The organism is Paraburkholderia sp. GAS334 (assembly GCF_050436625.1).
Taxonomy (GTDB): domain Bacteria; phylum Pseudomonadota; class Gammaproteobacteria; order Burkholderiales; family Burkholderiaceae; genus Paraburkholderia.
The window spans coordinates 97587-116267 of record NZ_JBNDMO010000005.1 but is presented as its reverse complement, the minus strand read 5'-3'; the positions used below and the strand labels follow the sequence as shown (position 1 = coordinate 116267).

The 18681-nt window shown below is 62.3% G+C and carries 14 protein-coding genes, 1 tRNA gene and 5 pseudogenes; 12 read left to right on the top strand and 8 right to left on the bottom strand.

What is annotated here, in order from left to right; translation table 11 throughout:
- Window positions 1-596 precede the first annotated feature (596 nt).
- The 9 genes and pseudogenes from fdhE to P3T21_RS11340 all read left to right on the top strand — a co-directional run.
- Window positions 597-1523, top strand: coding sequence for a formate dehydrogenase accessory protein FdhE (gene fdhE / locus P3T21_RS11380; protein ID WP_429256028.1), 927 nt, complete (start codon window positions 597-599; stop codon window positions 1521-1523).
- A 14-nt stretch (window positions 1524-1537) separates the two neighbouring features.
- Window positions 1538-2974 (top strand): L-seryl-tRNA(Sec) selenium transferase, encoded by a 1437-nt coding sequence (gene selA, locus P3T21_RS11375; RefSeq protein WP_429256027.1) that lies wholly within the window; start codon window positions 1538-1540, stop codon window positions 2972-2974.
- Entirely contained in the window at window positions 2971-4893 is a 1923-nt protein-coding gene (gene selB, locus P3T21_RS11370) for a selenocysteine-specific translation elongation factor (RefSeq protein WP_429256026.1), read from the top strand. Before selA ends, selB begins: the two co-directional genes overlap by 4 nt.
- A gap of 35 nt (window positions 4894-4928) precedes the next feature.
- Window positions 4929-5021 (top strand) — tRNA-Sec (locus P3T21_RS11365).
- Window positions 5022-5230: 209 nt separating this feature from the next.
- Window positions 5231-6392, top strand: a pseudogene (locus tag P3T21_RS11360) (PDDEXK nuclease domain-containing protein).
- Between the two features lie 1033 nt (window positions 6393-7425).
- Window positions 7426-7866 (top strand): SET domain-containing protein, encoded by a 441-nt coding sequence (locus P3T21_RS11355; protein WP_429256310.1) that lies wholly within the window; start codon window positions 7426-7428, stop codon window positions 7864-7866.
- A complete protein-coding gene (locus tag P3T21_RS11350; protein WP_429256025.1) occupies window positions 7863-8081 on the top strand; it encodes a hypothetical protein in 219 nt (72 codons plus the stop codon). The genes P3T21_RS11355 and P3T21_RS11350 overlap by 4 nt, the downstream gene beginning before the upstream one ends.
- Before the next feature lie 304 nt (window positions 8082-8385).
- Window positions 8386-9030 (top strand): hypothetical protein, encoded by a 645-nt coding sequence (locus tag P3T21_RS11345; RefSeq protein ID WP_429256024.1) that lies wholly within the window; start codon window positions 8386-8388, stop codon window positions 9028-9030.
- A 411-nt stretch (window positions 9031-9441) separates the two neighbouring features.
- Window positions 9442-9549, top strand: a pseudogene (locus P3T21_RS11340) (SAM domain-containing protein); the annotation flags it as partial.
- A gap of 315 nt (window positions 9550-9864) precedes the next feature.
- Here the strand turns inward: P3T21_RS11340 and P3T21_RS11335 are convergent.
- The gene (locus tag P3T21_RS11335; protein WP_429256023.1) at window positions 9865-10386 is read right to left on the bottom strand and encodes a hypothetical protein; all 522 of its coding nucleotides are present in this window, start codon (window positions 10384-10386) and stop codon (window positions 9865-9867) included.
- Between the two features lie 379 nt (window positions 10387-10765).
- Between P3T21_RS11335 and P3T21_RS11330 the strand changes: the two are divergent.
- Window positions 10766-10897, top strand: a pseudogene (locus P3T21_RS11330) (DUF1488 domain-containing protein); the annotation flags it as partial.
- 95 nt (window positions 10898-10992) lie between these two features.
- Window positions 10993-11550 (top strand): hypothetical protein, encoded by a 558-nt coding sequence (locus tag P3T21_RS11325; RefSeq protein WP_429256022.1) that lies wholly within the window; start codon window positions 10993-10995, stop codon window positions 11548-11550.
- A 95-nt stretch (window positions 11551-11645) separates the two neighbouring features.
- On the opposite strand, the pseudogene P3T21_RS11320 reads toward P3T21_RS11325, so the two are convergent.
- Window positions 11646-11831 (bottom strand): annotated as a pseudogene (locus P3T21_RS11320) (IS3 family transposase); the annotation flags it as partial.
- Between the two features lie 75 nt (window positions 11832-11906).
- Between P3T21_RS11320 and P3T21_RS11315 the strand changes: the two are divergent.
- Window positions 11907-12041: pseudogene (locus tag P3T21_RS11315) on the top strand (PLP-dependent transferase); the annotation flags it as partial.
- A 19-nt stretch (window positions 12042-12060) separates the two neighbouring features.
- On the opposite strand, the gene P3T21_RS11310 reads toward P3T21_RS11315, so the two are convergent.
- The 6 genes from P3T21_RS11310 to P3T21_RS11285 form a co-directional block, all read right to left on the bottom strand.
- Window positions 12061-12402 (bottom strand): cytochrome C oxidase subunit IV family protein, encoded by a 342-nt coding sequence (locus tag P3T21_RS11310; protein ID WP_172167237.1) that lies wholly within the window; start codon window positions 12400-12402, stop codon window positions 12061-12063.
- Between the two features lie 8 nt (window positions 12403-12410).
- Window positions 12411-13118 (bottom strand): heme-copper oxidase subunit III family protein, encoded by a 708-nt coding sequence (locus P3T21_RS11305; RefSeq protein ID WP_429256021.1) that lies wholly within the window; start codon window positions 13116-13118, stop codon window positions 12411-12413.
- Window positions 13115-13726 (bottom strand): cytochrome c oxidase subunit 3, encoded by a 612-nt coding sequence (locus tag P3T21_RS11300; protein ID WP_429256020.1) that lies wholly within the window; start codon window positions 13724-13726, stop codon window positions 13115-13117. The genes P3T21_RS11305 and P3T21_RS11300 overlap by 4 nt, the downstream gene beginning before the upstream one ends.
- A complete protein-coding gene (ctaD, locus tag P3T21_RS11295; protein WP_429256019.1) occupies window positions 13723-15477 on the bottom strand; it encodes a cytochrome c oxidase subunit I in 1755 nt (584 codons plus the stop codon). Before ctaD ends, P3T21_RS11300 begins: the two co-directional genes overlap by 4 nt.
- A 13-nt stretch (window positions 15478-15490) precedes the next feature.
- Window positions 15491-16639, bottom strand: a complete 1149-nt coding sequence (locus P3T21_RS11290) for a c-type cytochrome (RefSeq protein ID WP_429256018.1) — start codon at window positions 16637-16639, stop codon at window positions 15491-15493.
- A 352-nt stretch (window positions 16640-16991) separates the two neighbouring features.
- Entirely contained in the window at window positions 16992-18632 is a 1641-nt protein-coding gene (locus P3T21_RS11285; protein WP_429256017.1) for a DUF3300 domain-containing protein, read from the bottom strand.
- Window positions 18633-18681: the final 49 nt, after the last annotated feature.

Genomic DNA, 18681 nt, shown 5'->3' with positions numbered 1-18681 from the left:
TCGCCCCCGCACAGAAACGATATAGGTCCGCGCACGAGAGCGTCTCCCGCACAGTACCGCCCGTGACAAAGGGCTCATCCACCCCACTCCGCACTGCGTGCGCCGCGGAGGGGGTAGGCGATAGCGGGACGCGGGCGGTTGGGTTAGCGCTAGATGACCGCGGCCGGGACGAAGATTATTGCTGGGCGGCGACGCACGTAGTGCGGAGTGGGGTGGATGAGCCCTTTGTCACGAGGTGTGCTGCGCGAGGAATCCGATCGTGCGCGGGCCGATGCCGGGTGAAATGCGATGGCGACATCTCATGGGGTGCCGTTCCCGGCGTGTCACACAGCCCGGAAGAGCGGAGTTTTCGGCGCCTTTCTTTTGCCTACTTTTCTTTGGCAAGGACGCCCCGAAGGAAGTCCCCTTGGGGGACAAAGAAAAGTAGGTGCCGCCCCGCACAGGGGCGACGCCAATAGACCGACATGAATACAAGGAAAGGCCAACAAGGCAAGGCAAAGCCCCAACCACCGGAAAGCAAAAACCAACCCCATCCAGAGCAGCGCAGCAAAAAAAAACGAACTCCAGAAACAGCTGAAATGAAATGGAAGCAAACCATGGTGCAACGCATACTAGACCCAGGCCAGATCGAATCACTGGACCACACATCGATCCCACGAAACCGCCTGCCCGAACGGGCCACGACGTTCGCGGCAAGAGCCGCGCGCATGCGCAAACTCGCCGACACAAACCCGATCGGCGGTTACGTCAGACTGATGGCAACGCTGGCAGACGCCCAGCAAAAGCTCGTAGAAAAAGCCGAAACCCCGATGCCATCGGAAGCGACGATCAAACAGGCACAGGAACACTCCATGCCGCTGATCCCCGCGCAAGCATCAAGCCAGGCATGGCATGGCATCCTCTACCGCCTGCTCGACAGCGTAGAAGCTGCGGGCGCCATCACACCGCCTCTCGCGAAAGTCCTCGACGCGCTGCGGGCAAAAACAAGACCGGATCTCGACGCGCAAGCCGACGCCATCCTCGCGTACCGCTACAACGAAATCGAACCCGCCGCCGCGCCGTTCATCATGGCTGCGCTGCAGGTCGTGTGGACAGACCTCGCAAGCCGTCTTGATCAACGCGATATTCCGTATGTCGACGCCCCAGGCGTCTGCCCCGTCTGCGGTTCGCTGCCGGTCGCAAGCATTGTGCGCGTTGGCGGACAGTATCAGGGCTATCGCTATCTGCAATGCGGCCTGTGTGCGAACGAATGGCACATGGTCCGCGCAAAATGCTCGAATTGCGATTCGACCAAAGGCATCGCGTATCACGGCATTGAAGGTGGCAACGAGGCGCTCAAGGCGGAATCGTGCGACGAATGCCACACGTATCGCAAGATCGGCTATCAGGAGAAGGACTACGACATCGAACCGCTCGCCGACGATCTCGCCAGCCTCATGCTCGATCTGCTGATGAACGACGCCGGTTATCAGCGCAGCGCGCCAAATCCGCTACTATGGCCTGAACTGCCGTCCGAGGCGTAAGCGGAGAACTTCGAGTGAGCGAAGTGTCGGGTAACGAATTGAATGCGCTGCTGGCGCGCGTGCCTCCGGTCGAGCGCGTGATGTCGTCGGCGGCCATGCAGCCGTCGATCGATGAATACGGCCGCACGCAGGTGCTCGCCGCCGTGCGCGCGACCCTCGACGACTTCAGAACCCACTTACAGGCGGGCACGGCGAACACCTCCGCTGCAGCGCTCGACGAAGCCCGCATCGCCACCGACGTCGCCCGCCTGCTCGCACAACGCGCGCAAAGCCGGGTTCACGCCGTGTTCAATCTCACAGGCACAGTGCTTCACACGAATCTCGGTCGCGCACTGTTGCCCGACGAAGCCGTGCGCGCCGTGGTCGACGCGCTGACGCATCCCGTCAATCTCGAGTTCGACCTCGCGACAGGGCAGCGTGGCGATCGCGATGACCTGATCGATGCGCTCATCTGCGAGCTCACCGGCGCCGAAGCCGCGACCGTCGTCAACAACAATGCCGCAGCCGTGCTGTTGACGCTATCCGCGCTGGCGTCGAAGAAAGAGGTCATCGTGTCACGCGGCGAACTCGTCGAGATTGGCGGCGCGTTTCGCATTCCCGACATCATGAGCCGTGCCGGCGCGCGGCTGCGCGAAGTCGGCACGACCAATCGCACGCATCTGAAGGATTACGAGGAAGCGATCAGCGCGCGGACGGCGATGCTGATGAAAGTCCATTGCAGCAACTACGCGATCAGCGGCTTCACCAGATCGGTCGAGCTCGATGAACTTGCGCCGCTCGCCCGCGCGCACAGCTTGCCGGTTGCGGTCGATCTCGGCAGCGGGACGCTCGTGGACCTCACGCAATGGGGATTACCCAGCGAGCCGACCGTGCGCGAAACGATCGCCGCCGGCGCTGATCTCGTTACCTTCAGCGGCGACAAGTTGCTTGGTGGGCCGCAGGCGGGGCTCATCGTCGGACGCAAGGACCTGATTGCGAAGATCAAGAAGCATCCGCTCAAGCGTGCGCTACGCGTCGGCAAGCTGACGTTGGCCGCACTTGAACCGGTACTGCGTCTCTATCAATCGCCGGAATTTTTGCGTGAACGTCTGACGACGCTGCGTCTGCTCACGCGTCCTGCAGCGGAGATTCACGCCACCGCTAAACGTGTGATGCCTGCCTTGCAGCAGGCGCTAGGCGAGCGGTATAGCGTCGCTGCCGAGCCCATGTCCAGCCAGATCGGCAGCGGTGCATTGCCGGTCGACCAGTTGCCGAGTTACGGGCTTGTCGTGCGCAATGCATCCGGCAAACGTAGCGGCAGCGCGCTGCTGAAGCTGGAGAAGGCACTGCGTGAATTACCGCGTCCGGTCATCGGCCGTATCGCGGACGACGCGCTTCGACTCGATCTGCGTTGTCTCGAAGCCGATGATGAAGCGCGCTTCATTGCGCAATGCGTGGAGCTGCGCGCATGATCGTTGGCACCGCCGGCCATATCGATCATGGCAAGACGACGCTGGTGCGCGCGCTGACCGGCGTCGAAACCGACCGCCTGAAGGAGGAGAAAGCGCGCGGCATTTCGATCGAACTCGGCTACGCGTACACGCCGCTCGACAATGGCGACGTCCTCGGTCTGATCGACGTACCCGGTCATGAGAAGCTCGTTCACACGATGACCGCGGGTGCATGCGGCATCGACTTCGCGTTGCTCGTGATCGCCGCCGATGACGGCGTCATGCCGCAGACGCGTGAACATCTCGCGATTCTCCAGCTGCTTGGCGTCACACGTGGCGCGATCGCTCTCACGAAGACCGATCGCGTCGACGCAGCGCGGCTTGTCGAAGTGCGCAATGAAATCGCTGTTTTTCTCGCGGCAACTTCATTCGTCGACGCGCCCATCTTTGAAACGAATGCGATGTATGCGGACGACGCTGGTGTCGCCGCATTGAATGCATATCTTCGATCGGCCGCGATGGCGTGGAACGCGCGTCGCGACGATGGTCTGTTCCGTCTCGCTGTCGATCGTGTATTCACGCTCGCGGGGCAGGGCACGATCGTAACGGGCACCGTTTTCGCGGGTCAGGTCGCAACCGGTGAAACGATGACGCTCGCGCCTGCGGGCGTTTCCGTGCGCGTGCGTAGCATTCACGCGCAGAACCGCGCGGCGGACGTTGGGCGTGCGGGCCAACGTTGCGCTTTAAATCTTGCCGGTATCGACAAGGAAGCCATTTCCCGTGGTGACTGGATCGTGGATGCGCGTCTTGCTACGCCATCGGAACGGCTCGATGTCGAGCTGACGTTGCTGCCGGACGCAGGTATGACTTTGCAACACTGGGCACCGTTGCACGTGCACCTGGGAACGACGCATCACGTCGCACATGTCGCGCTACTCGAAGGCGATGCGCTGGCGACGGGCAATCAGGCACGCGTGCAACTCGTGTTCGATACGCCAATAAGCGCGTTGCCCGGCGATCGCTTCATCGTGCGCAATGCGCAGGCGACGCGCACTGTCGGCGGCGGTCGGGTTCTCGATCCGTTCGGTCCCGAGCGCAAACGACGCACGCCGGAGCGGCGCGCGTGGCTCGACGCGCTGACGACATGGCTCGACGAAACACGTCTCGAACCGCTGCTGACGCAGTCGCCGCGCGGCATGTTGCGCTCGATGCTGATGCACCTCACGGGCATGCCATCACAGGCGCTTCGCTTGCCTGTCGATGCAATCGAAATTCCGCTGCACGGCAAGACCGCCGACGATGCGTTCATCGTCATGCGTCATCATTTTGGCAGCATGCAGCAGCGAACGATCGAGGCATTGTCGAATTTCCATGCGCGCTCGCCCGACGAGCAAGGGCCTGACGCGGCACGTCTGCGGCGAATAGCGGCGCCGCTGTGGCCCGATGCAATATGGAGCGCACTGATCGACGCCATGATCGCGGACGGTGCGATCGCGAAGAGCGGGCCGTGGCTGCATCTGCCGGATCATGCGGTGACGCTCGACGCGGCCGAAGAAGCGCTCGCCCGTTCACTCTTGCCGCTTGTCGCGCAGGGACGCTTCGATCCGCCATGGGTGCGCGATCTTGCAGGTCAGCTAGGCGAGCCCGAAGAGCGCGTGCGGCTCCTGATGCGAAAACTCGCACGACAGGGCGATGTGCATCAGGTCGTGCGCGATCTGTTTTATCACCGTGACGTGGTCCGTGAGATGGCGCGCGCGGTGAGCGACCTGGCGCAGCAGCACGATGGTGCAGTGAGCGCATCGGTATTCCGTGACTTGACGGGCCTTGGGCGCAAGCGATCGATCCAGATTCTGGAGTTCTTCGATCGCGTTGGATATACTCGCTTCCACCGCGACGTCCACCTGTTGCGTATCGATAGCCGTCTGCTGGATGTGGTTTGACCGTTCTGTTGCGCGGCTTGTGATTTCTCACCGAAGGAAGGCATCCGTATCCGGTGGTGCGGCTGGGCTTCAAACCCAGTTGGGGGTGTCAGACACTCTCTGGTAGGTTCGACTCCTGCTGCCTTCCGCCCGAATGGCCCCAAACTTTCTCACACCCTCTTTCTCGTCGATGCTCACGGACTCTGGATATTGTGCGGGTTCGAGGGAGGCGACGTGTTGCGGATGCTGGTTCCGCCTCGCAGAATTTCTGCTGGAAATATGGGTCAAACGCCGCAGACCGAAGATGCGTCGGCGGGACACACCGCTGGCAAGCAGCTAGTGATGGGGTGAGTATTCCATGAAGAACTTCGACATCGCGCCAGCGACCTATGCCGGGATTCAAGCCGATATTATTGGCGTTGTCGAGTCCGCGCGCCAAGCCGCCGTGCGCCACGTCAATGCGGTCATGACTGCCGCATACTGGCTGGTGGGCCGACGTATCATCGAGTTTGAGCAGGCCGGTGAGGGGCGGGCCGAGTACGGGGAAGCCCTGATCAAGCGCCTGGCCGTTGATCTGGGACGCCGCTTTGGTCGGGGTTTTGGGGCCGTCAATCTCAGCCAGATGCGGCGTTTTTACCTCACGTGGCCTCCGGAGGCGATTTTTCAGACACCGTCTGAAAAATCGCGAGACGTGGACAAACTTCAGACGGTGTCTGAAAAATCACCGACGCAGACGAGTCACCTCCAAATCCTGGATCTCGCGAAGCTCGCCGCATGCTTCCCACTTCCGTGGTCAGCTTATGTACGACTCTGTCAGGGATCCAGGCGCTCGCGCCTTCTACCAGACCGAGGCTTTGCGGTGTGGCTGGTCCGTGCGACAACTCGACCGGCAGATCGAAAGCCAGTTCTACGAGCGGATCGCGGTGTCAAAGAACAAGGCGGCAATGCTAAAGACGGCCGAATTCGCGGAGCCTCCTGACCTGGTGACTCCGGAGGCGGCGATCAAGGATCCCTTCGTCCTCGAGTTCCTAGCCCTTAAGGACGAGTACTCTGAAAGCGACCTGGAAGACGCGCTGATTCAGCGTCTGGCGGACTTCCTCCTGGAACTGGGCGATGAGTTCGCCTTCATTGGTCGTCAGCGGCGATTGCGCATCGATGACACATGGTTTCGCGTGGATCTCGTCTTCTTCCACCGCCGTCTTCGCTGCCTGATCATTATCGATTTGAAGGCTGGGCGCTTCGGCTACGCCGATGCCGGGCAAATGCATCTCTACCTCAATTACGCCAGGGAGCATTGGATGATGCCTGGCGAGAATCCGCCCGTGGGTCTCATCCTGTGCGCAGAGAAGGGGGCGGCCGAGGCACACTACGCCCTCGACAATCTGCCCAATAAGGTTCTGGCAGCAGAGTACCAGACGGTGCTGCCTGACGAGCAACTGATTGCCGATGCGTTGCAGCGTTCGCGGCAAGAACTCGAGGACCGGCGACGTCTACAAGGCGGCAAAGAGGACGAGTCGTGACTTCGCGAAAGGGGCGGTATATCTCGATTGGCCAGGCCCCTCCGGGGTGACGCGAGAATGCGCCGGTCGGCTCGGTCGCTCGAACGTTTCGCCTACTTTGGCAACGGGCGTTTCGGTGCCACACTTGACCGTCGCGTCATTGGTGACAACCTGGCGGACATGATTCGAGCACGAAGATCCGTTGTCTGGGTGAAGCCGAAGTTCGAACCTCCATGCCGCAGCGTTGGACGCCGTCGGTAGATGACCGTTCTGCGCCTGTTGGCGATAAGTGGCATTCGATCCGTGCTCGTCGTTCGACCGACTGGGGAGGCTACTACGCAGGAGCGATGGGAGGGGCCGGGTGCCATGACGGTAAGCCGCCGCGGCATGCACTTTCGCAATATGGGTAGGAGTATGGATAGCCACCCTCCAGGAATGCAGGAGCCAAATCTAGCGGGGCTTTCCGGGCAGTTGTTGCGGTCTTCTGCCTTCCGCCCTTGATTTTATTAGGGTTTGCGGGCAAACGAGAACTCACTCCGATGCAAATCGTTCCCCCGGTTCCCCCGAATTTCCTCATTGGAATGACGCTCTCATGCCACTTTTGTCGGTGAGAACATGGCGACGGCGCGCGAGCCGGCTCCGCGGTCTGCTTCGGGCATCCATCGTCCATATACTCTCGCGATCATCGTCTGGTCGGTGTGCCCCATTTGCTTGGACACCCACATGGGATGCTCGCCAGCATTCGTTAGCACCGTGAAGTGGGACAGCCTGCGCGAACTCGGCGTGCAGCTGTTTTGACTCCAGGTGCCTTCGCACGGCGGCCTGAAACCGAAGCTAAGCTTTAGCGCGACGGGTAAATGCCTTGTCGGGTTCCCTTACCAGAGTGAGCGGCAACGATCATCAGAACGGTCCCTGGTGATCGCGACACCTGACCTCGCCAACCTCATCGTCTCGAGCGGAACCGTTGGCCTGGCTACGACTTGCACATCACGGAGCAGTGGATGCAGAAATTGGCCGCGTCTATACTGGTGCGGATATCAGTGAAGGAAACAGTATGCGGCGCGTGATCGTCCGGCGTTCGTCAATTCATGGCAAGGGTGTGTTTGCGATGCGATCGCTCGGGGCGGGTGAGCGCGTGTTCGAATACAAGGGTGAGTTAACAAGCTGGCGGGAAGCCGTGCGCCGCCACCGGCGCGATGGGATCGAGGGGCACACGTTCCTTTTCGGGCTGTCGGATGGACGCGTGATCGACGGCAGCCGCGGCGGCAATAGCGCACGATGGCTCAACCACGCGTGCGCGCCTAATTGCGAGACAATCGAAGACGCCGGCCGCATCTACATTTATACGCTCCGGCCAATCCGGGCAGGAGAAGAACTGTTCATCGAATACCTGCTCTCGGTAGACGATCCTCTGGACGAGGGCGTTCGAAGCCAATACGCGTGCCAGTGTGCGGCGGCCGGCTGCCGTCGCTCAATGTTGGCGAATGCCGCTTGAACACGCCGGTTGCGAAGGCGCAAGAAAAACAGGCCAGCGCCGGGAACGGCGGTGACCTGCCGCCCTCGACTGCGGACATTGTCAGGATTGGCGTGGGAGTCGTTTTCCATCTCGATGTGCTGAAAATGGCGCCGCAGACGCAAATCGTATCCGTGGAAACCCATCGCGCGAACACGACGGATCAAATGTTGCTCGATCTTGAAGACTTGCAGTGACGCCATGCTGATGGGAACGGCAGAACAGGGAGGGCGGCCTTATGCAAACAAGGAACTTTGCACATTCCAGGACAACGGAAACGAATCTGCCGGCACTGCTCGACCAGCTCGAAGTGGCCTTAAAGGTGACACCTCCTCGCACGTCTGTCTGCCGGGCACTGTCGGAGTTGAACCGATCACTCGGCGCGGCCAGCGATAAAGCTGCTGCGCGGACCAGTCGGCGGGCACCTTCGCGACGTCGACGCGAAATGGTTGTCGAATCCTTGCCGCTATTTTCTTGAATCCGCGAGGCGCAGAGAAACCAATGAAGAAAGGAAAGACGAAACTTACCCGTCATGATGCCGAGCGCCTTTTCGAGGGACTGCCTCACGGGAACGTGAGAGTATCGAGCCGGCCGGAGAACCCATTCGAAGCAGGGGTGTTCGACGTGGTCGAGCGCGTTGACGACGAAACCAGACTCTGGAAAGACAACCTCATTACTCTTCCGATGGCGATCGAGTTGCCTGCTGGCTACGAGTCGGTATCTCGCATGCGCGAGTCGATGGCGAGGGCATGGCGCGTGAAGTGGGTGAGGGAAGGCAAAACCGAGGTTGTTACTGAGTTTCCTGAAGGATGGACAGCCGTTCGCCCGGAAAGCGGACCCATAGAGCTGCGAGATCCCTCCGGCGTGGTCCGCGCCTTATACGGGTGGGCCGAGGATGCTGAGCTCAGGATTCTGCCGCGGTATCTGGTTGAATCACAGGCGAACAGTTCAAGCGGACTAGGCAGCTTGCTTGTCCGTGATCGCGTGAATGGTCAAATTCTTGAGAGGTCGTCGATCTGGTCTGCCCAGACTGGTACGAACCATCCAGATTGGAGCAGGCTGTCGGCGTGGCTCAACTTGCACTATCCACAACATCGCGACCCGCTGCGGTACTGGGAAGATTGCGAGGAAAACATCCAGAGCTAAGCTACTTTTTGGGGCTCTGTTCTCGCGTCTACTGCACCCGGTTCGACGGAGGCGAAAGCAAGGGTCATCGCTTGAGGGGGCTTCCGAGTTCGGCCAACTGCAGCCGTTCGCCCTCGTCCTTACACCGCCATTCAGAGGACCGTTCCGGTCAGATAACAGACGTCCCGCGCCTCAGCCTCCGCGGGAAGATCTGACACGCAGGTTTGGACCCGGATCCACGGGCAAGCAACAATCTCACAGTCAGGTTCGGGTGCCGTCAGGAAGCGGAATAAATCGTACGTTAGCCGCACCGCACAACGAATAGAATCAACCACTTCTGGTTGCAGCCGGCCGCCGCGCTGATTGTCGAGAAGCGCGGAACAAATATTTTTCCTACCATTGCATGAGACAGCCGCCTTCAGGAGATAAGCGGTGGAGAGCATTGCAGAGTGGTTAGCATCACTCGGCTTGTCCGAGTATGCCCAGCTCTTTGCCGAGAATGGTATCGATCGCTCGGTCCTTCGCGATCTCACGGACCAGGATCTCAAGGATCTTGGCGTCTTGCTTGGGCATCGCCGCAAAATGCTGCGCGCTATCGCCCAACCTGGCGACAGCGCCGTTGCAATATTTCCAATCTCAGCCGCGCCCGTACCACGTGATGACGCGGACCGACGCCAGCTCACCGTCATGTTTTGCGATCTCGTCGGCTCGACTGCCCTCTCGAAGCGGCTCGATCCGGAAGACATGCGGAAGATCCTCGGCGCCTATTACCGGGGTTGCGCGGATATCATTACCAAGGCCGGTGGCTTCATTGCCCAGTACATGGGTGATGGTGTGCTGGCCTATTCTGGTTATCTACGACGGGCCGCCCGCGTCCGCCTTGACCCTGCGGGATGTGTTGCGCTCCAGTCTCATGTACAGGTTCGCCGCCACGATACCGAAGACGAGGTGAACGAACAGGCTGGCCCCGTTGCGCGCTTCTGCGAACCACGGAAAAAACTGTGTCATGCCGTAGAAATTAATCAGGTAAACGGCTGCAGCGAAAGCGCCACCCGCCAGTGAAGCCATCCCCATGCTCGAGTCAAGGTTGAATGACGTCATGATCAGACCGAGGATAAGCGCAAATACGATGGCAAGGGCAAAATGCACCATAAAGGCCGCGAGCACGATGCCAATTGAGAATGCTTGCGGCGATTGCAATGCGCCTCGTCCCAGAATGATCGCGGCGACCATGCGTGGGGGCTCCAGCAGACTTTCGCCCGTCGTCAGTGCCATCAGGATAACCCCTAACGCCAGGAACACAGCGCCCGCGATGACGCCTGCCAGCACGGCTGCCCGCCAGTCGGGCTGGCCGTGTGTGAAATGATGGGAATCCATGTGAAGTTGCACAATTTCTCTCCCGATTGATTAGGATAATTCATTCTAGTCCTCCAGCCCGCGAGACTGATAGCGCCGCATGGCTATCGCCACCCCGACGGATGATCTTCGTTCTGGCGACGACGGAACGTCACCCGGAGTGCCCGGCGTGGCTTTCGGCGCCGGCGACCTGGTGCCTGGCGTAACGCCGTGGACGGGGTGGTCCGGAAGCCCGGGCCGGTGAATCGGTCGTGTGGTCGGGTCTGAGGGCATGATTTCCTCCTATGCTGACGTGACCGGCAACCGCCATCTTACTTCTATCGGAGACGCAGAACGTAGCGCCCCAAGCCCCGTATCCGGCTGCCTTCAGCGAAACCGCAGACTGCTGACGTGGCCCGCCGAGCGCGACCGCAATCGTATCCGTTCGGTTTGCGCGGAAGCGATCGACCAGAACGGCGGCAAAGGCGTAGTGTTACATAGCGGACTGCTCAGAGTGGACGGCATGGAACCCGGTCGCGGCACCACGGCATAGTCCCGGCGCGTGCCACCGCATGCACCTGTGCCTCGGCGCGGGTGAGGTGGGGCCGCATAGTCTGCAACCGCTAGTCAACGATAGAAGGAGGCCACATGTCACTCATCGTCGCAGCACGCTTTACGACATTCCCCGCCGCTGAAGACGCGGCGCAACGGCTCTTCAATGCCGGTTTCGTCGAGGAGGACGTCACACTGTTTTTCGTCAATCCGCCCGGCCAGCACGCACGTTTTCGGCCCGGCGGCGATACCAGCAGCGACGCAAACGCGAGGGAGGCGCCGAAGGGTGCCGAGATAGGCGTCGCGATTGGCGCAGCGGTTGGCGCCGTGGTCGGCGTCGGGATCTTCGCGGCGTTTTCGGCGCCGCTTATCATGTCGCTGGTCGCGGCCGGGGTGAGTGCATATGTCGGTTCATTGGTCGGCGCGATGATGCGCACGCTTGAAGCCAGCAACGAGGAAACCCGTGATTCCGGCGTGCTGGTGGCCGTACACGTGTCGCCGGACAGCCAGTCGGACGCCGCACGGGTGCTGCGCGATGCGGGAGGCGCGGCGATCGAACGCGCAACCGGCCGCTGGCAACAAGGGCGGTGGGCCGACTTCGATCCGCTCAAGCAGCCTGTGCCGCTCAACGAATCCAGTGAGAAGCACGCCTGATTTGAAGGTGTTTTTCGCTGAGATTTTCAGCGAGCACGGAAACAAAAACGGCTCGGCATTTGTGAACTGACACCTCAAAGTTGGACAGTTAAAAGCTACGCGGCCACGGGCTGGGTCCTGAATTGCACAGGACTCAGCCCGTTTAGTTTGAGCCTGCTGCGCTCGTAATTGTAGTAGTGGATGTAGCGGCGCAGTCCGGCCTGCAACTGCTCGATATTGGCGAAGCGGTTGAGCCGGAAGAACTCGGACTTCAGTGTGCCGAAGAAGCTCTCCATGAGCGCGGCCAGGCGTTAATCGGCATGAGTCGAAATCTATCGGTAGTAAGCGGCTGGCGCTCTGACGGGCGCCACAACAACTGGGAAATAGGCCCCGAGCGTCGCGCGTCGATGGGCATTGCCGATTCGCTGATGCGCGTCTCGGTCGGCATTGAAGACGAAGCCGACCTGCCGACTGATTTCACCCAGGCGCTGGACGCAACGGCCGTCGCCTGAGGAACGGTCGGCGCAGGGGTCAGTGGAAGAAGAGTTCCCGCATGCCGAAGGTGTGATGCGCTTCGGCAGCCATCAGCACCAGCAGCACCAGCAGGCACAGGGGCGGTATCAGGATGGCGTACACCAGCGCCAGCCGCTCCCACATCATGTGCATGAAAATCGACACGATCAGCCCGGCCTTGGCGATCATGAGCACGACGATCAGCGCCCAGCGCAGCAGGCCCTGCACGTGGAAGTAATCCACCATGTACGACATCGTGCTCAGTACGAACAGCAGGCCCCAGATCTTCAGGTAGATGCCGATCGGATGCTGCTGGCCGTGCGCGGCGTCGGGCCGATGGGCAGGATCGGTGTGGTCCATGGTCTGCCTCACCACAAATAGAACAGCGCAAAGATGAACACCCACACCAGGTCGACGAAGTGCCAGTACAAGCCGGCAATCTCGACGATCTGGAAGTTGCCGTGCTCGGTGAACCCCGGCTGCAGGATCTTGCGTGCGATCAGCAGCAGGTAGATCACACCGCAGCTCACGTGAAAGCCGTGGAACCCGGTGATCATGAAGAAGCACGCGCCAAACTGCGCCGCGCCCATCGGGTTGCCCCAGGGGCGGATACCTTCATGGACGATCAGCTTGGTCCATTCGAAGGCCTGCATCGACACGAAGGTCACGCCCAGCAGCGCGGTCGCCAGCAACAGTGCGGCGGCGCGCTTTGCGTTGCGCCGGTAGCCAAAGTTGACGGCCATCGCCATGGTGCCGCTGCTGGTGATCAGGGTGAACGTCATGATGGCGATCAGCAGCAAGGGCACATCCACGCCGCCCACAGTGAGCCCGAACACCTTGGAAGGGTCAGGCCACGGCACCGTGGTCGACATGCGCACCGTCATGTAGCCGATCAGGAAGCTGCTGAAGATGAAGGTGTCCGACAGCAGGAAGATCCACATCATTGCCTTGCCCCACGGCACCTTGAAGGCTTCGCGGTCGGCCGACCAGTCCGTGACGATGCCGCGCCAGCCGTCAGGTCCGGCGTCGGTGGGCGTGGTGGCAGCGGATTCGGTGGGGAGCGTGGGCGTGGTCATGGCGCGGCTCCATACAGCGGCCCGCAGATGGCGGCGACGAACTCAGGGGTGATCCACCACATCGCCGCCAGCAGCACGAGCCAGACAGCCAGCAGGAAATGCCAGTAGATGGCGCACAGCGCGATGGCGCGCTGGGTTCTGAAGGGGTCCCCGCGCTGGAGACGCGCGATCGTCACGGCCCAGGCCACCAGTCCGCCCAGCACATGCAACCCGTGCAGGCCGGTGAGCAGGTAGAGGAAGCTATTGGAAGGATTGACGGTGACGGTCTGCCCGGCCGCCGACAGCATGCGCCAGGCGGTCAGTTGTCCGATCACGAACACGGCCGCCAGCACACCGCTGGACACCAGCCACGCCGCGCGGTGTAAGGTCAGCTGCCGGGCACGCTGCATGGCAATGCTTGCCAGCACCAGCGCGCCGGTGTTCCACCACAGCAGCGCCGGATGCGGGATCGGCTGCCAGTCGGGCTCGCGCATGCGCATTGCATAGGCGAACAGCAGCAGTGAAAACAATGTCGTTGCCACCGCCATGAAGACGATCAGGCCGATGCGGCTCGCATTCGGCAAGACAGGTGGCGCGTCAGGAACGAAGGAGCGGCGCAGTGTGGTCATTCGCGTGCCTCGCCGGGTTCAAGCGTCGGGTGGACCGGTTCAGGCGCAGGCGCAGGCGGCTGGTTTTGCGGGACGAAGTCTTCCTCGTGCCCCGGCGGGCTGTATTCGTACGCCCAGCGGTAGACGACGGGCGGTGCGGCGCCCCAGTTGCCGTGCACTGGCGGCGTTTGCGGCGTCTGCCATTCCAGCGTGGTGGCCCGCCAGGGGTTGCTGTCGGCACGCTTGCCGCGCACCAGGCTCCACGCCAGGTTGTACAAGAACAGCAACTGCGCCGCCCCAACGATCAGCGCAACGACGGTGATGAAGGTGTTGAGCGTCTGCGCCGAAGACGGAATGAAGCTGTAGCCCTCATACGCGTAATACCGCCGCGGCATGCCCAGGATGCCGAGATAGTGCATCGGGAAGTAGATCGCATAGGTGCCGAGGAAGGTAACCCAGAAGTGCACGCGCCCGAGCGTGTCGTTGAGCATGCGGCCCGTCACCTTCGGATACCAGTGGTACATACCGCCAAACACCACAAGGATCGGCGACACGGCCATCACCATATGGAAGTGCGCCACCACGAAGTACGTGTTCGACAGCGGAATGTCCACGCTCACGTTGCCGAGGTAGAGCCCGGTCAGCCCACCCAGGACGAAGGTGCTGATGAAGCCGATGGCAAATAGCATGGGCACGGTCAGGTGGATATCGCCGCGCCACAGCGTCAGCACCCAGTTGTAGACCTTGAGGGCGGTCGGGATGGCGATGATGAGCGTGGTGGTGGCAAAGAAGAAGCCGAAGTACGGATTCATGCCGGCGATGAACATGTGGTGCGCCCAGACCACGAAGCTCAACGCACCGATGATGATGATGGCCCACACCATCATCTTGTGGCCAAAGAGGCTCTTGCGCGCGTGCGTGCTGATGAGGTCCGACACGATGCCAAAGGCCGGCAGCGCGACGATGTAGACCTCCGGATGCCCGAAGAACCAGAACAGGTGCTGGAACAGCAGCGGGCTGCCGCCGGCATGCTTGAGCGTCTGCCCCATCGACACCACGGCCGGTATGAAGAAGCTGGTGCCGAGTGTCTTGTCGAGCAGCATCATCACCGCCGACACGAACAGCGCCGGAAACGCCAGCAGCGCCATGATGGTCGCCACGAAGATGCCCCACACCGTGAGCGGCATGCGCATGAGCGTCATGCCGCGCGTGCGCGCCTGCAGCGTGGTGGTGACGTAATTCAAGCCGCCCATCGTTGTCGCGACGATGAAGATCGCCAGCGACACCAGCATCAACACGATGCCCCATTCCACGCCCGGCGTGCCCGGCAGGATGGCCTGGGGTGGATACAGCGTCCAGCCCGCGCCGGTCGGCCCGCCTGGCACGAAGAAGCTCGCCATCAGCACCAGCACGGCCAGCAGGTAGACCCAGTAGCTCAGCATGTTGAGAAACGGGAACACCATGTCGCGCGCGCCCAGCATCAGCGGGATCAGGTAGTTGCCGAAGCCGCCCAGAAACAGCGCCGTCAGCAGGTAGATCACCATGATCATCCCGTGCATGGTGACGAACTGGTAGTAGTGGTTGGCGTCGATGAAACTGAACTTGCCCGGAAAGCCGAGCTGCAACCGCATCAGGTCCGACAACACAAGGCCGACCAGGCCGATGGAGATGGCCGTCAGCGAATACTGCACGGCGATGACCTTGTGGTCCTGGCTCCAGACATAGCGGGTCCAGAAGCTTTGCGGGACGTGGTCGGTGTGCGCGTAGGACATTGCGTCTGCTCCGCTAGGGTTGGGCTGCGCTGCTGGCGGCCGGGCCGCCTTGCGATTCGATGTAGGTCACCAGCGCGGTCAGCTCCTGCTCGCTCAGGTCGAAGTTCGGCATGATGGGTGAGAAGCCCTTCACGACGCGAGCCTTCGGGTCGCGGATGAAGGCGCGCAGATAGGCTTCGTCCACCTTCGCGGTGCTGCCGTCGGCCATCGTTTCGGTCTTGCCGTACAGGCCCTTCCAGGTGGGGCCCACGCGCGGACTGCCGTCCACGGTATGGCAGGCGACGCAGCCCTTGGCCTCTGCGAGCGCCTTGCCCTGGTCAGCAAGCGCCTGGGCGCTGCCGCCTGCAGCGGCGGGTGCGGCCTGCACCCTGGCCTGCTGCCGCTGCGCGAACGTGCTCTGCTGCGCCAGCCAGCGCGAGAACGATGCTTCGTCTTCCACCACCACCACGCCGCGCATGTTGGCGTGCCCGATACCGCAAAGCTGCGCGCACAGGATGTCGTAACGCCCTGCCTTGGTCGGCGTGAACCAGAAGGTGGTCACCATGCCGGGCACTATGTTCATGCGCGCACGGAACGGCGGTACGTAGAAGTCGTGCAGCACGTCGCGCGACCGTGTCAGGACCAGGATCGGCCGGTTGAGCGGCAGGTGCACCTCGGGCGTCTCGATCAGGTAGTTGTCACGGCCGTTGGGGTCGCCGGGGTTCAGGCCGAAGGGGTTGTCGTTGCTGATGTAGCGCACGTCCGTCGTGCCCAGCTTGCCACCGGGGCCGGCAAAGCGGAAGCGCCATTGCCATTGCTGGGCGAGCACTTCCATCTGCAGCACGTTGGGCGGCGGCCGTATGTAGTCCGCGTAGACGAAGAGCCCCGGTGCCAGCAACGCTGCCACGCCGACAGAGGTCAGGCCGATCAGCCACCATTCCAGCCGCTTGTTGTGCGGCTCGTAAGCAGCGCGATGACCCCTGCGGTGGCGGTAGCGCACCAGTGCGATCACGATGAACAGGTTGATCGCGATGAAGAGCGCGCCGGTAATGACGATCGTGATCGTCAGCATGTCGTCCATGCGCACCCAGTTCGAGGCGATCGGCGTGATCCACCAGGGACTGGCAAAGTGAAACCCCACCGCCAATACGATGATCAGGATCAGGGCAATCGCAAGCGACATAGGTCACCTCGCTGCGTGTCACTCGCTGGAGCCGCTAACAAAACGCTCCTGGCGTCGTTGTGCCGCCTTGCCGTACTTCGGTACTGTCTGCGCCGGCACGTCTCTAGAGCAAAGGTAGTCCTCTCCTCTGCATCGTGCAAGGCAGCGCAAGGGGGAAGCGTGCCCCGTATACGGATCGCGCAAATGGAGGAGTCACTTGCTGCGATGCAATGCAAAACGGCCGCCTCCAGCCGTTTTGCGACGATCGCCCACTAACGTGCTTCTGAAGCGCCACGTTGCAGGTCCTATACGTGAGACGCCTGTGCCGGATGTGCTGTTCGTGGTTGTCCGCAGGCGGCCGATATGCCGCTCTTCAATGTGCCCCGGCGCCGTCCGACGTCGCCGGCCGCACCACCCCGCCCGCAGGACGGAATACCGGCGCTGGCATGCCGCTGACGCGTCCGGGCATGGCCGGCGCCTGCATGCCAGGGCCGCTACCGGACGACACGAAGCCTGGCGCGACGTGCGGCATCACCACAGCGGCTGGCCGCGGCATCGGGTGCGGCATCTGCGCTGGAGGCGCCCGCAGTACTTGAGGCGCCTGTACGTGGGGCACCTGCGGTGACAGAGGTTCCTGTGCGCGGGGCGCCCATACCTGAGGCATCTGCTCATGAGGAACCTGCGGCGCCGGTGGGACCTGCGCGCGGGGCGCCGTCCATACCTGAGGCGTCTGCGCGTGAGGAACCTGCGGTGGCTGAGGTACCTGCGCGCGCGGCGCCGTCCATACCTGAGGCGTCTGCGCGTGAGGGACCTGCGGTGGCTGAGGTACCTGCGCGCGCGGCGCCGTCCATACCTGAGGCATCTGCGCGTGAGGAACCTGTAGGGACGGCGTCACCTCTGCGTGGGGCGCTGTCCACACGCGAGGCGTCCGCGTATGAGGACCCTGCGGTGACTCGGGCACCTGTGCGCCGGGCGTCGTCAATACCTGAGGCGTCCGCGTATGAGGAACCTGCGGCGCCGGCACCGGAGCCGCCTGCGGATGCGCGCCTCCCGGCATCCCCGCGACGGCCGGCACGGTGCGCGATGAAGGAGCGGCCAACGCTGCCGGATTTCCGCGCGAGGCCGGACGCGCATCCGGCGACGCGGCGTTCGACGCAAACCGGCTCTGCACGACCGGGTCGCGGTACGGAACGCCGTGCCGATGCCACGGATCGTGCGTCCACTCGACTCCCGGCGGCCGATGGTGGCGGTCCAGGTCGGCGAAGCGGTCGCGGTCGAGGTCGATGTGGTGCCGATGCCAGTCACAATGCTCCCAACCCCACAGCGGAACGACTATGGCTACGCTCACCCAGCCGAAGCCGAACGGACCGGGCACCGCGTCGTAGAAGTTGTTTGGGAAATAGTAGGGCGGATAAGCGGGATAAGGCCAGGCGCCATAGGCGACCGTCGGGTTGTAGACCGGAACGTAGACGGTGTCCGCGCTGGCGGGCTGAATCGTGATGTCCTGCCCGACCTTGTTGACCGCCTCCTCCGGTATCGACTGCAGCGTGCCTGCCGCCTGCGCACGCTGGCGAAGGCGCTGGATCGAATCCATGACCGCCGGCTGGCTGGCCAGAAAGGCGTCGCCAATGTGCTCGGTCCACTCGAGATTGTCATCGAGCATCCTCAGCACCTGCGGAAACGGCACGAGCGACTTCACGCTCGGATCCCAGGGCTGCTGCTCGAGCGCGTCAGTCAACTGCCCGCCCTGGAGCGCTGCGTTGCCCGGCTGCTGAACCCAGCGATCGGCTTCGACGACTTCCAGCGGATAGGTCGCCGCCATCAGGATCTGGGCGACCAGCGGATCAGGATAGAGCGCGATCGGCGCGAGAATTTGATCGAGCTGCTCTGCCGTCAACGGCGCGGCGGCCTGCGGCGCCGGCTGGACCTCGCTCTCACCATGAACTCCCGATGATGCTCCGAGGATCAGGCTTGCCAGCATCCCGGCGAGAATCCGGAACATGGTCGATTTCATTTTCCCTCCTCGCAAGGCGCGATCCACGCAGATCGGCTGCGGATCGCCC

Excerpts from the sequence above, each read along its gene's own strand:
- P3T21_RS11290 (WP_429256018.1), bottom strand. The coding sequence starts at position 16,639 with ATGTCGCTTGCGATTGCCCTGATCCTGATCATCGTATTGGCGGTGGGG.
- P3T21_RS11305 (WP_429256021.1), bottom strand. The coding sequence starts at position 13,118 with ATGACCACGCCCACGCTCCCCACCGAATCCGCTGCCACCACGCCCACC.
- P3T21_RS11325 (WP_429256022.1), top strand. The coding sequence starts at position 10,993 with ATGTCACTCATCGTCGCAGCACGCTTTACGACATTCCCCGCCGCTGAA.
- selB (WP_429256026.1), top strand. The coding sequence starts at position 2,971 with ATGATCGTTGGCACCGCCGGCCATATCGATCATGGCAAGACGACGCTG.
- P3T21_RS11285 (WP_429256017.1), bottom strand. The coding sequence starts at position 18,632 with ATGAAATCGACCATGTTCCGGATTCTCGCCGGGATGCTGGCAAGCCTG.
- P3T21_RS11335 (WP_429256023.1), bottom strand. The coding sequence starts at position 10,386 with ATGGATTCCCATCATTTCACACACGGCCAGCCCGACTGGCGGGCAGCC.
- P3T21_RS11310 (WP_172167237.1), bottom strand. The coding sequence starts at position 12,402 with ATGGACCACACCGATCCTGCCCATCGGCCCGACGCCGCGCACGGCCAG.
- P3T21_RS11345 (WP_429256024.1), top strand. The coding sequence starts at position 8,386 with ATGAAGAAAGGAAAGACGAAACTTACCCGTCATGATGCCGAGCGCCTT.
- P3T21_RS11355 (WP_429256310.1), top strand. The coding sequence starts at position 7,426 with ATGCGGCGCGTGATCGTCCGGCGTTCGTCAATTCATGGCAAGGGTGTG.
- fdhE (WP_429256028.1), top strand. The coding sequence starts at position 597 with ATGGTGCAACGCATACTAGACCCAGGCCAGATCGAATCACTGGACCAC.
- P3T21_RS11300 (WP_429256020.1), bottom strand. The coding sequence starts at position 13,726 with ATGACCACACTGCGCCGCTCCTTCGTTCCTGACGCGCCACCTGTCTTG.
- ctaD (WP_429256019.1), bottom strand. The coding sequence starts at position 15,477 with ATGTCCTACGCGCACACCGACCACGTCCCGCAAAGCTTCTGGACCCGC.